Annotated in this window: 13 protein-coding genes; 3 read left to right on the top strand and 10 right to left on the bottom strand. The window is 61.2% G+C overall.

Going from position 1 to position 13,825, the window contains the following annotated elements; genetic code table 11:
- Positions 1-2: 2 nt before the first annotated feature.
- From CGZ77_RS08930 to bfr (CGZ77_RS08945), 4 genes are all read right to left on the bottom strand, one after another.
- Positions 3-200, bottom strand: coding sequence for a hypothetical protein (locus CGZ77_RS08930; RefSeq protein WP_094031127.1), 198 nt, complete (start codon positions 198-200; stop codon positions 3-5).
- Positions 197-871 (bottom strand): fumarylacetoacetate hydrolase family protein, encoded by a 675-nt coding sequence (locus CGZ77_RS08935; RefSeq protein ID WP_009426877.1) that lies wholly within the window; start codon positions 869-871, stop codon positions 197-199. The genes CGZ77_RS08930 and CGZ77_RS08935 overlap by 4 nt, the downstream gene beginning before the upstream one ends.
- Before the next feature lie 228 nt (positions 872-1,099).
- Positions 1,100-1,573: a bacterioferritin gene (gene bfr / locus CGZ77_RS08940; protein ID WP_009426878.1), complete on the bottom strand. Its 474-nt coding sequence runs from the start codon at positions 1,571-1,573 to the stop codon at positions 1,100-1,102.
- Positions 1,574-1,603: 30 nt separating this feature from the next.
- Complete coding sequence (gene bfr / locus CGZ77_RS08945) at positions 1,604-2,068, bottom strand: bacterioferritin (RefSeq protein ID WP_036496521.1); 465 nt, start codon at positions 2,066-2,068, stop codon at positions 1,604-1,606.
- 401 nt (positions 2,069-2,469) lie between these two features.
- On the opposite strand from bfr (CGZ77_RS08945), the gene typA reads away from it, so the two are divergent.
- A complete protein-coding gene (typA, locus tag CGZ77_RS08950) occupies positions 2,470-4,281 on the top strand; it encodes a translational GTPase TypA (protein ID WP_009426881.1) in 1,812 nt (603 codons plus the stop codon).
- A 140-nt stretch (positions 4,282-4,421) separates the two neighbouring features.
- On the opposite strand, the gene prfH is transcribed toward typA, so the two are convergent.
- The 6 genes from prfH to CGZ77_RS08980 all read right to left on the bottom strand — a co-directional run bounded on the left by prfH (position 4,422) and on the right by CGZ77_RS08980 (position 11,638).
- The gene (prfH, locus tag CGZ77_RS08955; RefSeq protein WP_009426882.1) at positions 4,422-5,036 is read right to left on the bottom strand and encodes a peptide chain release factor H; all 615 of its coding nucleotides are present in this window, start codon (positions 5,034-5,036) and stop codon (positions 4,422-4,424) included.
- Positions 5,033-5,419 (bottom strand): hypothetical protein, encoded by a 387-nt coding sequence (locus CGZ77_RS08960; RefSeq protein WP_009426883.1) that lies wholly within the window; start codon positions 5,417-5,419, stop codon positions 5,033-5,035. The genes prfH and CGZ77_RS08960 overlap by 4 nt, the downstream gene beginning before the upstream one ends.
- A gap of 21 nt (positions 5,420-5,440) precedes the next feature.
- Positions 5,441-6,148, bottom strand: a complete 708-nt coding sequence (locus CGZ77_RS08965) for a hypothetical protein (RefSeq protein ID WP_009426884.1) — start codon at positions 6,146-6,148, stop codon at positions 5,441-5,443.
- Between the two features lie 3 nt (positions 6,149-6,151).
- The gene (locus tag CGZ77_RS08970) at positions 6,152-7,267 is read right to left on the bottom strand and encodes an RNA ligase RtcB family protein (RefSeq protein WP_009426885.1); all 1,116 of its coding nucleotides are present in this window, start codon (positions 7,265-7,267) and stop codon (positions 6,152-6,154) included.
- Between the two features lie 365 nt (positions 7,268-7,632).
- Positions 7,633-8,394, bottom strand: a complete 762-nt coding sequence (gloB, locus tag CGZ77_RS08975) for a hydroxyacylglutathione hydrolase (protein WP_009426887.1) — start codon at positions 8,392-8,394, stop codon at positions 7,633-7,635.
- 7 nt (positions 8,395-8,401) lie between these two features.
- Positions 8,402-11,638, bottom strand: coding sequence for a DUF2339 domain-containing protein (locus CGZ77_RS08980; protein WP_094031128.1), 3,237 nt, complete (start codon positions 11,636-11,638; stop codon positions 8,402-8,404).
- A 204-nt stretch (positions 11,639-11,842) separates the two neighbouring features.
- On the opposite strand from CGZ77_RS08980, the gene cls reads away from it, so the two are divergent.
- Together cls and CGZ77_RS08990 are read left to right on the top strand one after the other, a co-directional pair.
- Positions 11,843-13,336, top strand: coding sequence for a cardiolipin synthase (gene cls / locus CGZ77_RS08985; RefSeq protein WP_094031129.1), 1,494 nt, complete (start codon positions 11,843-11,845; stop codon positions 13,334-13,336).
- Positions 13,337-13,366: 30 nt separating this feature from the next.
- Positions 13,367-13,786 (top strand): SUKH-3 domain-containing protein, encoded by a 420-nt coding sequence (locus CGZ77_RS08990; RefSeq protein ID WP_009426891.1) that lies wholly within the window; start codon positions 13,367-13,369, stop codon positions 13,784-13,786.
- The last annotated feature ends 39 nt before the right edge of the window (positions 13,787-13,825 follow it).

A 13,825-nucleotide genomic window follows, 5' to 3' on the forward strand; every position in this document is an offset into this window, starting at 1 on the left:
TTTTAGAGGCGGTAACGGCGCATTTTAACACAGGCCGTCTGAAATAAATAATCCGCCCGCATGGGGTGCGGGCGGTTACGGATGCTTTGTTTTTCGTGGAAACGGGGCTTGGTTGGCCTGCGGCGGTGTTTCGCTTTCAGACGGCCTTTTCCGTTTTGCGGCGTGAGGCCGTCTGAAAGGTTCAGACGGCCTTTTGTCATTTTGTTTGTTCCGTTGCGGCTGGGGCGACGGTAAACGCGGCCTGTATCAGTCCAGCCAGTTCCAGTTCGAGTCTGTCGCCGCCGTTCAGACGGCCGACGCCCGCCGGTGTGCCGGTAAACACCAGATCGCCGCGGCGCAGGCCGTAGGTTTGTGCGAGATGGCAGAGAATTTCGGGCAGGCTGTAAATCATCAGGGTCGTGTCGCCCTGCTGGCGCAGGATGCCGTTTTGCCGGAAGGAGAAGCGGGTGTGCAGCGGGTCGGGCAGGCGGCTGGCAGGCAGGAAGTCCGATACGCAGGCCGCGCCTTTGAAGCCTTTGGCTTTTGTCCACGGCAGGCCTTTGCTTTTCGCTTCGGCTTGTATGTCGCGGGCGGTGAGGTCGAGGCCGACGGCGTAGCCTTCGATCAGGGTGAGGGCGTCGTTTTCGTTTAAGTTGTCGGCGTTGCTGCCGATCAGCAGCACCAGCTCGGCTTCGTAATGCACGTCGGCGCTGTATGCGGGCAGGCGGATTTGCGCGCCGCTGCGCAGGAGGGCGGAATTGGGTTTGAGGAAAACCAGCGGTTCGGTCGGGGTTTCGTTTTGCAGCTCGGCGATGTGGTCTACATAGTTGCGGCCGATGCAGTAGATGTTGTTGGAGCGGACGGAGCGGGAGTCGAGCAGGATGTCGGTCATGGCGTTTCCTTTTGTTTGCGGACGGGGCGGAAGGTTTGTTTCAGACGGTCTTTTATCGGGCGCTTTGCTTTTTCAGACGGCCTGAGGCCGTCTGAAAAGGCGTGTGGCGGGCGGATTGTAGCGTGTTTGCCGGACAAAAAAACGGCATACCGTTTTTGCGGTATGCCGTGGCAGGGTGCAGGGTTGCTGCTTGTTTGGCAGTGGTTTGCAGCGGCGGTTTGTTCCGCCTTAGTCCTCTTGCGCCCCGAGTTGGAGGTAGTTGGCCAAACCTGTTTTGGCGATGAGTTCCTGCTGGGTTTCGAGCCAGTCGATGTGCTCTTCGTTGATGTTTTTGTGTTTTTCCAGCAATGCGCGGCTGACGTAGTCCTGATGCTCTTCGCACACGGCGATGGCGGCGGAGAGTGCGGCGTGTTTTTCGTTTTCTTTCGCCAGGTCGCATTTGATGATTTCTTCGGTGTTTTCGCCGATGAGCAGCTTGCCCAGCTCTTGCAGGTTGGGCAGGCCTTCAAGCAGGAGGATGCGCTCGATCAGGTCGTCGGCCGATTTCATTTCGCGGATCGACTGTTTGTAGAAGTGTTCCGACAGTTCTTCCAAACCCCAGTTTTTCAGGATGCGGGCGTGGAGGAAATATTGGTTGATGGTTACCAGCAGGAGGCCGAGGTTTTTATTCAGCTCGCGGATAACGGTGCGTTCGCCTTGCATGTTTCTTTCCTTGTTCGGTTGCCGAGGGCTTTACAGCTGGCTTTGGGTGTAGTTTTCCAAGCCCATCAGGTCGATCAGGCGCAGCTGCTGTTCCAGCCAGTGGGCGTGGTCTTCTTCGGTGTCGGCAAGCTGTTTGACCATGATGTCGCGGGTAACGTAGTCCTGTTTTTCCTCGCACAGTTTGATGCCTTTTTTCAGAGCGGCGCGCACTTCGAATTCGGTGTTCAGGTCGGCTTTGAGCATGGAGGGCAGGTCGCTGCCGATATTGAGTGCGGAAGGCACCATTTTCGGTGTGCCGCCCAGCATCAGGATGCGGCGGATAAACTGTTCGGCGTGCTCGGTTTCTTCAACCATTTCGTGGCCGAGGCGCTCGAAAAGTTTGTTGTAGCCCCATTCGGCATACATGCGGGAATGGATGAAGTATTGGTCGCGCGCGGCCAATTCGCCCGCCAGAAGTTCGTTCATATAGTCGATGACTGCTTTGTCGCCTTGCATAATTTTGTTTCCTTGTTTGTTCGGATTAAAAAAAACGGTGTGGTTTGGGTTTGGCAGAAGGTTTGTGTTCCGCCTTGTTTCGGGCGGCGTTTTTTTGAATGGGCGCATTCTAGCAGCGCCAAAACGCAATGCAACTTTCCTTTTAAAATACAAACAATTATCAAGAGAAAGGCAAAGGGATGAAGAAGGCCGTCTGAAAGTATTGTTTTGTTTCCTTTGGGGTTTTAATCCGTTTGATTTTAATAAAAGCTCTCAATAAATTTTGTTATTTACATAGTTTAACCAAATACAAAAAAGCGCCCGCGCAACAGCCTTTTGCGCACGGTAAAAATCCGACCCTGCGGCGGCAAAGTGCTATAATCCGCCGCTTTTCCATTCCGTAAACAAAAGTACAAGAACCCATGAAACAAATCCGCAACATCGCCATCATCGCCCACGTTGACCACGGCAAAACCACGCTGGTTGACCAGCTCTTGCGCCAGTCCGGCACCTTCCGCGCCAACCAGCAGGTGGACGAGCGCGTGATGGACAGCAACGATCTCGAAAAAGAACGCGGCATTACCATTCTCGCCAAAAACACCGCCATCGAATACGAAGGCTACCACATCAACATCGTCGATACCCCCGGACACGCCGACTTCGGCGGCGAAGTGGAGCGCGTATTGGGCATGGTCGACTGCGTGGTTTTGCTGGTTGACGCCCAAGAAGGCCCGATGCCGCAAACCCGCTTCGTAACCAAAAAAGCGCTGGCACTGGGCTTAAAACCGATTGTTGTGATTAACAAAATCGACAAACCCACCGCCCGCGCCTCGTGGGTAATCGACCAGACATTTGATTTGTTTGACAATCTCGGCGCCACCGAAGAGCAGCTTGATTTTCCGATTGTTTATGCCTCCGGCCTTTCCGGTTTTGCCAAGCTCGACGAAAACGACGACAGCAGCGACATGCGCCCGCTGTTCGACACCATCCTGAAACACACCCCCGCCCCCAGCGGCGATGCCGACGCCCCCCTGCAACTGCAAATCTCCCAGCTCGACTACGATAACTACACCGGCCGCCTCGGCATCGGCCGCATTCTCAACGGCCGCATCAAGCCCGGCCAGGTCGTCGCCGTGATGAACCACGAAACCCAAGTCGCACAAGGCCGCATCAACCAGTTGCTCGGCTTTAAAGGCCTGGAGCGCGTGCCGCTGGAAGAAGCCGAAGCCGGCGACATCGTAATTATTTCCGGCATCGAAGACATCGGCATCGGCGTAACCATTGCCGACCGCGACAACCCCGTCGGCCTGCCGATGCTGAGCGTGGACGAACCCACCCTGACCATGGACTTTATGGTCAACACCAGCCCGCTGGCCGGCACCGAAGGCAAATTCGTAACCAGCCGCCAAATCCGCGACCGCCTGCAAAAAGAGCTGCTCACCAACGTCGCCCTGCGCGTGGAAGACACCGCCGATGCCGACGTATTCCGCGTATCCGGCCGGGGCGAGCTGCACCTCACCATCCTGCTGGAAAACATGCGCCGCGAAGGCTACGAACTGGCCGTCGGCAAACCGCGCGTCGTGTTCCGCGAAATCGACGGCCAAAAATGCGAGCCCTATGAAAACCTGACCGTTGACGTACCCGACGACAACCAGGGCGCAGTGATGGAAGAACTCGGCCGCCGCCGTGGCGAGCTCACCAATATGGAAAGCGACGGCAACGGCCGCACCCGCCTCGAATACCACATTCCCGCCCGCGGCCTGATCGGCTTCCAAGGCGAATTTATGACCATGACGCGCGGCGTCGGCCTGATGAGCCATGTGTTCGACGATTACGCGCCCGTGAAACCCGATATGCCCGGCCGCCACAACGGCGTACTGATTTCCCAAGAGCAAGGCGAAGCCGTCGCTTATGCCTTATGGAATTTGGAAGACCGCGGCCGTATGTTCGTGTCGCCCAACGATAAAATCTACGAAGGCATGATTATCGGCATCCACAGCCGCGACAACGATTTGGTGGTTAACCCGCTCAAAGGTAAAAAACTCACCAATATCCGCGCCAGCGGCACCGACGAAGCCGTTCGCCTCACCACGCCCATCAAACTCACGCTGGAGAGCGCGGTGGAGTTTATCGACGACGACGAACTGGTGGAAATCACGCCGCAGTCCATCCGCCTGCGCAAACGCTACCTGAGCGAAATCGAACGCCGCCGCCACTTTAAAAAACTGGACTAATCCGTCGGCAAAAAGGCCGTCTGAAAGCGCAGCATCTGCCCTCTTTCAGACGGCCTTCCGACTGGCAAACGGCAAAAGGCCGTCTGAAAACCCTGACTAGAGGTTTTCAGACGGCCTTTTTTGCTGCGGAATCGGAATCCTCAGCCTTCGGCAAAATTCCGGCCGCGAAAAACGCGCTGCGGATTGCCGCGTTCGACGCGGTAAAGCGTTTGGTGTGCCTCGCGTCCGTGTTGCGCCAGCTCGGTTTGCCGCTTCTCGGCCAGCTTCAGGGCGATGAGTTCCAGCGCGCGTTTTTTATTGGCGTGCTGGCTGCGCCCGTTCTCCACGCGCACGCTGATGCCGCTGGCGGTGTGCGTGGCGCGCACGGCCGACTCGGTTTTGTTGACATGCTGGCCGCCCTTGCCGCCCGCGCGGCAGGTTTGGAAGACAATGCCGCTTTCAGACGGCCTCTCCGGCAAATCGGGCAGCCTGAACACGCCGATATACCAGTTTTTGCGCGGATGGCGCGGCCGCACGGGGCTGTCGCACACCCATTGCAGCGTGCCCTGCCAGCGCCGCGCGGTTTCGTCGGCAAGGCAGCCTGAAAGGCGGACAAGGGCGGAGAGAATGCCGTGCTTGTCGGCGGTTTCTTCCAACACTTCGGCCTGCACGCCGGCCTGCCCGGCTTCGCGCAGGATTTGCGCCAGCACGAAACGGGCAAAGATACGGCACTCGGCCGGGCCTTGGGCAGTGGAAATTTGCAGAATAACAGTCATGGTTTTCTCCTTTCAGACGGCCTCTGTGTGATGCGGATAACCGGTTGCACGAAAACATATTCCAGCCATTCTTCCGACGGCGGCAGGGCGAAGCCTTGCAGTGTCAGCAGGCCGTTTGAAAAACGGTATGCCGCAACTGCTTCTAGCGGCTCAATGCGGCTTTCGGCAATCGTGCGCGAACATTCGGTTTTCGCATGGTAGGCGCGGCCGTGAAACTGCTGCCAGTCGGAAATTTCGATCACGACCTTTGGCACGAAGGCCTGCAAATCGGTGCGGTAGATTTCCGCGAAATGCAGCGTGATGTGTTTGCCGCCGATCTGCATGTTCTCCAACAGGCAGTCGGCGGTTTCCACATTCTGCGGACGGATAAGGGACGCGCTCATTTCTTGTTCCTTTCAGAAACGTCATTCCCGCGCAGGTCGAGACGGCCTTTTCATCTTCGGGCGGAAGGAATATTTTTCGTCAAAACCCTTGTTGCCGATTTTGGCTTGGTCGGGCACGGGCGGGCTGGTTTCCGCTTCGCTTTTCAGTTGCGACAGGTATTCGACGATTTTCTGCCAGACAAAATCGGGGTCGAGATACACGCCCAGGGCGGAGAGCTGCGGGTTGGCGGCGTAGGCGGTTTTTCTGCCGACATCGCCTATCTTTTCATCGCAGACAAAATAGGCCAGCAGCAGCGGAATATCATGGTATGGCCGCAGACGTGCATCATCATCGCGCCTGACTTCCTTCGGCACGAATGCCTGACGAACTGCTTCGCTGCGGTGTTCCCAGATGTTGTAACCGATCAGACAGTATTCCTGCCCGCCACGAAAGCGGAGAAATTTGTTCAGATAGCCGTTGCGGTTTTTAATGTCGGCAGACTCGATATCCGCCGCGCCGTACACGCGTTCGCCGCTGTTGAACAAGGCCGTCTGAATATTGCCCACATACAGCCACGACACGACGACGCACGCGCCAAGCTCTTTTTCCCATTCGGGCAGCGGCGCGGGCAGCGATTTGGGCGCGGGCAAATCTTTGCGTGCGCGGCGGTCGAACACCAAAATCGGATCGACGCCGTATTTGGCGACCTTGAAATCGTAGAAGTCTTTAAATTTGCTGATGATCTTCATGCTTTATTCTCCTGCGGTTTTGTAGGTCAAAACCGGTTTGAAGCGTGCCACCGGTTCAATCAGGCCGCGGGTCTGCATGGCGGCGATGATGCTGTCGATGTTTTTGTAGGCCTGCGGCGCTTCTTCGTACACCAGCTCTTTGCTGCCGCACACCACAACGCTGCCGAAGGCGGTGCGGCGCAGGCTGTCGGTGCTGTATTTGTGCGACAGGCGGCCTTTGCATTCGCCGCGCCGCCATTTGCGGCCGGCGCCGTGGGCGAGCGAGTTGAGCGCGGCTTCGGTATCGGCAGCAGGCGCAACAAGATAGCTGTAATCGCCGCGCGAGCCGGGTATCAGCACCAGGCCCTGATCGGCGGGCGTGGCGCCTTTGCGGTGCAGCCAGCCGCTTTCGCCGCCGAACTCGGCTGCTTCGAGAAAATTGTGGTGCACGTCGAGCAGGCATCGGCCGCTGCTGTTGAGATGGTGCAGGATGCGTTCGGCAATCAGCAGGCGGTTGGCGCGGGCAAAGGCGAGCGCGTGGCGCTGTTCGGCCAGATAGCTTTGTGCGTCGCCGCTGTTGTCGTCCAAGCCTTGGTGGCCGTGGGCTTCGACGTGGCGGCGCAGGATGTCGCCGCCCAGCCCGCGCGAGCCGCTGTGCACCAAGAGCTGCAGCGCGTCGGCACGGAAGTGTTCCGGCAGCAGGCCGGGGCGGTAAACGGTATCGACGGTTTGCAGTTCGGCAAAGTGGTTGCCGCCGCCGATGGTGCCTAAGGCCGTCTGAAAAGGATGGTTCGGCAAAATTTCGTCGATGCGCGCCTGCCATTCTTCGCTTAAAGGCGCGTCGATGCTGCCGAGCCGCTTGGCCAGTTTGGCGGGCTTGGCTTTGGCGGCAGGGATGTCGGTTTGCCAAAAGGCCATGCCGCAGCCGATGTCGCCGCCGATTAGGGCGGGGTAGAAACGGCCGACGCTGAAAAAGGCCGCGCCTATCGGGTAACCGCGGCCGGCGTGCAGATCGGGCATGCCGGCGACGCGGCGCATGGCGGGAAGGCGGGCGGTGGTTTCGAGCTGGCGCACGGCATTGCCTTCGATCCAGGTGTCGGATGCGGCAATAAGGGAGATTTGGGGATTTTGTGTGCCCATGTGATGCTTTCTTTACAGGCAAACCGCGCCGCCGCGCACGAATAAAACGCGCGTATGGAAAACAAGGCCGTTTCAGTGTTCAGACGGCCTGAAATCCAAACGGCGGAATCGGTTTGCTAAATGGGAGAAAGCAGCCCGGGCGGGCAACGGAATTGGAAGGCGTTACTCAGACGCGCGGGCTGCAAAGGGTGATTGAGCGGGATGTGATGGGTGCCATGGTTGCTCCTTTCTTTGCAGGGGGTTGGTGAAAGGGCGCGATTATAGGCAGGCGGCGCGGTGCGGGCAATGTTCGGCGGCGGCTTTCGCGGCGGGCGTGGCGGAATATAAACAGAGGCCGTTCCCGCGAAGGCGGAAACGGCCTTTTATCAAAACCCGTTTTTCAATTCGCGCAGGGCAATGAAAACGGCGGTTTCATCGTGCAGCTCGCGGCCGCAGAGTTCGGCGGTGCGGCGGCGGACGGCGGCTTCGCCGGTACGCAGGAAGGGGTTGATGCGCCGCTCGCGGGCGAGGGTGACGGGCAGGGTGGGGGTGTGGGCGGCCTCTTTGCGGGCGCAGGCGGTGTCGGGATTGTCGGGCTCGATGTGGGCGGCGAAGGCGAGGTTGGCGGCGGTGTATTCGTGGGCGGGGTAGACGAGGGTGTCGGGCGGCAGGGCGGCGAGGCGGCGGCAGGAGGCGGCGAGCTGTTCGGGCGTGCCGGTGAAGACGCGGCCGCAGCCGGCGGAGAAGAGGGTGTCGCCGCAGAACACGTGCAGGCGGCCTGCGTCGTGCAGCAGGTAGGCGAGGTGGCGGTCGGTGTGGCCGGGGATGTGCCACACGTCGGCGCGCCGTCCGGCAAAACGGATGATGCTGCCTTCGCCGACGGTTTCGTCCGCTTCGGCGATGTCGCCGTTGCCGCAGACGGTGCAGGCGGGGAAGCGGCGTTTGAGTCCGGCGATGCCGCCGGTGTGGTCGCGGTGGTGGTGGGTGATCCAGATTTGCGCGAGATTAAGGCCGTGCGCGTGCAGATAATCGAGCACGGGCGCGGCTTCGGCGGGATCGACGCAGGCGGCGTTTCGGCCGTCTGAAAGCAGCCAGACGTAGTTGTCGGACAGGGCGGGGATGGGGGTGATGTTTAGGGGTTTGTTCATGGGATTCCTAATGTTTGTCTTTCGGCGGCACGGGCGCGAACCAGCCGACCAGAAGCAGCAGCAGGCCGACGATGATAAAGGAGGCGATGCGTTCGATGCCGCCGCTGTTGCCCAGCTCGACGAGGAAGAGTTTCACCACCACCGCGCCCATCAGCGCCGCGCCGCCTATCCAGCGGCCGCGGCTGCCGCTGCGGTTGCCCGCCACCATCAGCACGATGGCCGCGCCCGCCCACACGACGGACAAACTCGCCTGCAGGCCGACGGAGCGCAGCAGATCGGCCAGATTCCAGCCGATGCCGCCGTAGAAATGCCAAACGCGCATCACGCCCGCGCTGAGGGTGAAAAAGGCAAGGGCAGACAGGGCGTATGCGGCAAAACGGCGCACTTCGCCGCTCCATGCACCGTGCGGCAGCGTGCAAAAGCCGAACCACAGCAGGCCGGCGGCGGCCAGTTCCGTCGGGTTGAACAGCGGCAGATACGGCAGGGGCGCGGGGCGGTGGGGCGCGGCGGTGTTGATCCACAGCAGCCATGCAGCGGCGGCAAAGATACACAGGGCGCGGCCGAAACGGCGGTAAACGGCGGGATGCCGTCTGAAAAGCGGCAGCGCGTCTTGCTCTGCCGCCAGCCAATAGGCCGCAGGCACGGCCAGCCACGACAGTTGCAGCCACGCGCCCGACAGGAACAATGAGGCCGTCTGAAAGGCCAGTTTCTGCCACAGCAGGGCAAACAGGAACAGCGCGGCGGCGTGCAGGGAAGCGGGTACGCCGCGTCTGCCGGTTTCTTCGGCATTTTCGTCGTCAAAGCCGAGCAGCCAAAAGGTCAGCGCGGTTCGCGCCGCCAGTATCGGCCATGCGACGAGCGGTGCGGCGCGGAAGTTTTCCGGCAGCAGCGCGGCGGCGAAGAAAAAGGCGGGCGCAAGCAGAACGTATTGCGCCTCGCGCCAGCGCAGATAGCGGGCGGCGACGGCAAAGGGCAGCAGCAACAGCAGCGGATGCAGCCGGTGCGCGATGTTTTCAGACGGCCACAAAACACCGCGCCAGGCCGCGTCGGCCAGCAGCAGCGCAACGGCAAACACCGCCGCGCCCGACCAAGACGCCTGCTCTGACTCGCGCCATTGCGGCCGCGACAAAAGCCATGCGGCGGCGGCCGTCAGCGCGGCGGCTGTCAGATATTGCGCCGCTTCGAGCGGCGGCAGCGCCGCGTGTGCCGCGTCGGTTTTCAGTAGGGCGAAAACCGTGCAGCAGAACGGTTTGGCGAGATAAATCAGGGGCAGCGCCAGTGCACACAGCAGCGAGAACACGGCGAACACGGTTTGCCGCTGTCGGTATTGGCAGACCGCCCACAGCAGCGACAGCAGCGCGTAGGACAGCAGCAGCGTCTTGGCCGACGAAAACCACAGCAGCGGCAGCAGCGAGGCATAGAACAGCGCGGCGGCCAGCGCAACCGTCTGCCAGCCGTGCTCCCATGCGGCCGAACCCTCGCGGCGGTACAACGCCCACAACAGATAAACCAGTCCGCCGCCGCCCGCCGCCAGCAGCGTCGATAAGGGCGAACCGGCAATCAGGCCGTCTGAAACGGCGGGAAACAGGCGGTAGGAAGCAAGCTGGGCGGCGGCAGCGAGCAGATACACCGCCAAAGCCGCCAAACGCAGATGCGGCAGCCGCTGGCGCAGGCCGAAGTAATACGTCAGCGCCGCTTCCAGCGTCCACAGCGAGGCCGTGTCCGCGCCGTCGAAAAACAGCGGCACGGCCAGCGTGGCAAAAGCGAGCGCGAGCGCGGAAAACGCCTGCCGCAGCAGTGCCAAACCGCCGCCCTGCACCGTCAGCGCGGCGCAGGCGTATGCGGCGGCAAAGCCCAACGCCGACCAGCCCGCGCCGTGCGGCCAATGTTTCACCATATGCCATTGCAGGGTGAAGGCCGCGCCCGCCGTGCCGAACAGCAGCACATGGTCGATCAGGTGCACGCGCATACCGTGTGCGGCGATGCGATCGGCAATTTCGCCAAAGGAGGCGTTGTCGGCCAAGGGCGGCACATCGTCTTCCTCGTTTTCCAGCAGACGGCGGCGGGCGAAAAACACCGCCACCAGCGTATAAAGCAGCCCGTGGTAAAGCAAAAACGGCTCGGTCGTGGCAAACAGCGCGGGCGCGTAATCCCTCGCGCCCCACGCGGCGGCAATCAGAAACGTGCCGGCAAAACCGGTGAGGTTCAACGGCCGCCAAGCCTTAAACCAGGCGATAAAGGCCACGCCGCCGTTGAGCAGCGCCAGATAGGAAAACAGCACCAGATAACGCCCGCTGCCGTCGGATACCAGCAGCGGCGCGGCCAAACCGCCAACCAGCGCCACCTGCGCCATCGCCTGCGCGTTTTGTTTCACCGCCGAGGCCGCCATTACCGCCACCAGCAAAACCATCAGCGCGAATACCAAAGGCGCGGGCAGCAGCGGATGCAGTTTCAAAGCCGCCAGCGCGGTGAGATACATCACCGCCAAACCGAAGCCCTGCAACACCAAAGCATAATCGCGGCGTCGCGCCTGCAATTTCCATCCCGCCAGCGCGGCAGCCAAACCCGCGCCCGCCACCGTCAGATAACGCAGCCCCACCGGCACATGGACGCGCTCCGAAGCATAGCGCAGTAGAAAGGCCAGGCCGAGAAACAGCACTACCACGCCCGTTTTCAACAGCGGATTGCTGCGGACAAACCATGATGCCAAAGCATGGTTTTCATACCATGCGGTTTGGTCTGCCGTTTCGTTTTCAGACGGCCTCTGCGCTTGGGAGGCCGTCTGAAAGGCGGGTTGCGCCGTTTGCTGCGGCACGCGGGCGGCTGCGGCCTGCGTCGGTGCGCCGTGCATCGTGCCGTCCTGCCGCTGCGCACGCAATCGGGCGAGGGCGGAAACGTCTGCGCGGGCATGGCGCGGCGGCAGGGCAGGGGAGGGCGGTGTTTCGTTTTCTGCCATCTCTGCCTGCGCGCAGGCCGTCTGAACATAAGCGGTTTGCGTCTGCGGGATTTCGCAAATGTCTGCCGACGGGTTTTCAGACGGCCTGATCTGCGCTTCGAGCAGGCGCACGCGACGGCGCAAATCTTCGATTTCCTGCTGCAGCGCCTGCGTGCCGCCGCTTTCGCGCCGCGCCCTTTGGGCAGTGTGCACGGCGTAGCCCAGCGCGGCGCCGAGCAGAAAGCCCGACAGCGGCGCACCGTTGACGATGCCGACAATCAGGGCAAGGACGAAAAGCAGATACGGCATGGAAAATCTCCTGCGGATGCGGACAACGGCCGATTGTATAGGCGCGGCGGCGTGTCGGCAAAGAGGCCGTCTGAAAACGCAGTCCGGCGCGGCCAAATGCCGCTGCGGCCGCCCGCCGCGCCTTTCAGACGGCCTCTCTTGGCTCTGCCGCACGCGCCGCTATAATCGCCCGCCTGTTTGACTGTCTGCCGCACGGAGGCCGCTTTGTCCGTTTTGCAAAACATCACTTGGGGCGAGATTTTCCTTGCCGCCCACACCTGCGCCGCGCTCGCCTGCATGGTACGCGTGCTTTATAAGCAGCGTAATGTCGGTTCGGTGTTCGCCTGGCTCATCATCCTGTTTCTCTTTCCGATTTTCGGCACGCTGGCCTATCTGATGCTCGGCGAACCCAGATTGGGCGCGGCGCGCGCCAAGCGCAGCGGCGAGATGAACCGCTTTTACCGCGGTTTCGCCGAAAAATATCTGGCCGACCGCTACCTCGACATCGCTGGGCAGGTGAGGCCGCGCTACCACGGCATCGGCCGCATCACCGAGCGCGTCACCGGCCTGGGTGCGACGCAGGGCAACGCGATGGAGCTGCTCTCCACCACCGACGAAATCGTCGATGCCATGTTGGCCGACATCGAAGCGGCGCAGCATTCCTGCCTGCTGGCCTTCTATATTATCGAGCCGCAGGGGCGCATCGAAGAGCTGATGAGCGCCGTGGCGCGGGCGGCACAGCGCGGCGTCGATTGCGCCGTTTTGGCCGACGCGGTGGGCAGCCTCGGCTTTTTCGACAGCCGCTGGGCGCAAACCCTGCGCGACGCGGGAGTGGAAGTACACGCCTCGCTGCCCGTCGGCCTGCTACGCACCTTCTTCACGCGCAGCGATTTGCGCAACCACCGCAAAATCCTCGTCACGGACGGCAAAGTCGGCTACACGGGCAGCTACAACCTCGTCGACCCGCGTTTTTTCAAACAGGATTCGGGCGTCGGCGAATGGGTGGACGTGATGATGCGCTGCACCGGGCCGCTGGTGCTGGAAATGTCGGCCGTGTTCTTTGCCGATCTGGCGGTGGAAGACGACGAAAACCTGCAAGGCATACAGCAATACATCGCCCTGCACGAAGACCGCATCCCGACGCTTTTGCCGGAAAACGTGGCGCAGGGCGGCATCGTGGCGCAGGTGATCCCCTCCGCGCCCGACCAGAGCGACCGCGTGATTTACGAAACCATTGTCAGCGCCGTCCACTCCGCTACCCGCCGCGTCACCATCACCACGCCGTATTTCGTACCCGACGAGCCGCTGCTTACCGCCCTCACCACTGCCGCCAAGCGCGGCGTGGCCGTAACCCTCATTCTGCCGGCGCAGGTCGATTCCCTGCTCGTGCGCTACGCCTCGCGCGCCTACTACCCGATGCTGCTGGCCGCGGGCGTGGACATCGCCCTCTTCGAAGGCGGCCTGCTGCACGCCAAAACCATGGTAATCGATGACGATTACGCCCTCTTCGGCACGGTCAACATGGACATGCGTAGCTTCTTCCTCAATCTGGAAATCAGCCTCGCCATCTACGACCGCCCCACCACCGCCCGCATCGCCGCTCTGCAACAGGGCTATTTGGCCGACAGCCGCCGCATCAGCGCCGAAGTGTGGGAAAAACGCCCCAAATGGTGGGGGCTGGTGGAAAACACCGTCAGACTGATGAGCCCGCTGCTGTGAGGCCGTCTGAAAAGCGGAAAAGGAAACATCATGGGGCGTTTTGACAAAAAAACCATGCAAACCCTGCGGAGGACGGGTTGGCATCCCAACCGGCACACTGATACCGCCGCCGTTGCTGCCCAAGCCGCCGCCTGCGGCTATGTTGTCGGCGAAAAGCCCGCTACTTTCCTGTGCGAGTTCGACGGCCTGTCCCTCGAATTTTCCGAGCGGGATTTTCTCTTTGAATTCCGCGCCCGCACGGAATGCCTGACGCGCGAAAGGCTGGCCTATATCGCGGGCAGCATCGGGGAAGAAGGGCCGGAAGTTGGTGAAACGCCCGATGTGGCGCCGGTTGTCGGGATGTACGGCATCTGCCACGTCACCGGCATCACCTGTCTTTTGGGCGGGTGCGCCGACGAGGGCGTGGAATTTGTCTGCTGCAGGGGCAACCCGTTCAAGCATCTGCTGTAAACGCTCTTCAGACGGCCTCCCGGGTGCAAAGGCCGTCTG

It is taken from the genome of Neisseria sp. KEM232 (assembly GCF_002237445.1).
GTDB lineage: Bacteria > Pseudomonadota > Gammaproteobacteria > Burkholderiales > Neisseriaceae > Neisseria.

Coding starts and splice junctions, on each gene's coding strand:
- CGZ77_RS08930 (WP_094031127.1), bottom strand. CDS start 200: ATGACAAAAGGCCGTCTGAACCTTTCAGACGGCCTCACGCCGCAAAAC.
- CGZ77_RS08935 (WP_009426877.1), bottom strand. CDS start 871: ATGACCGACATCCTGCTCGACTCCCGCTCCGTCCGCTCCAACAACATC.
- bfr (WP_009426878.1), bottom strand. CDS start 1,573: ATGCAAGGCGAACGCACCGTTATCCGCGAGCTGAATAAAAACCTCGGC.
- bfr (WP_036496521.1), bottom strand. CDS start 2,068: ATGCAAGGCGACAAAGCAGTCATCGACTATATGAACGAACTTCTGGCG.
- typA (WP_009426881.1), top strand. CDS start 2,470: ATGAAACAAATCCGCAACATCGCCATCATCGCCCACGTTGACCACGGC.
- prfH (WP_009426882.1), bottom strand. CDS start 5,036: ATGACTGTTATTCTGCAAATTTCCACTGCCCAAGGCCCGGCCGAGTGC.
- CGZ77_RS08960 (WP_009426883.1), bottom strand. CDS start 5,419: ATGAGCGCGTCCCTTATCCGTCCGCAGAATGTGGAAACCGCCGACTGC.
- CGZ77_RS08965 (WP_009426884.1), bottom strand. CDS start 6,148: ATGAAGATCATCAGCAAATTTAAAGACTTCTACGATTTCAAGGTCGCC.
- CGZ77_RS08970 (WP_009426885.1), bottom strand. CDS start 7,267: ATGGGCACACAAAATCCCCAAATCTCCCTTATTGCCGCATCCGACACC.
- gloB (WP_009426887.1), bottom strand. CDS start 8,394: ATGAACAAACCCCTAAACATCACCCCCATCCCCGCCCTGTCCGACAAC.
- CGZ77_RS08980 (WP_094031128.1), bottom strand. CDS start 11,638: ATGCCGTATCTGCTTTTCGTCCTTGCCCTGATTGTCGGCATCGTCAAC.
- CGZ77_RS08990 (WP_009426891.1), top strand. CDS start 13,367: ATGGGGCGTTTTGACAAAAAAACCATGCAAACCCTGCGGAGGACGGGT.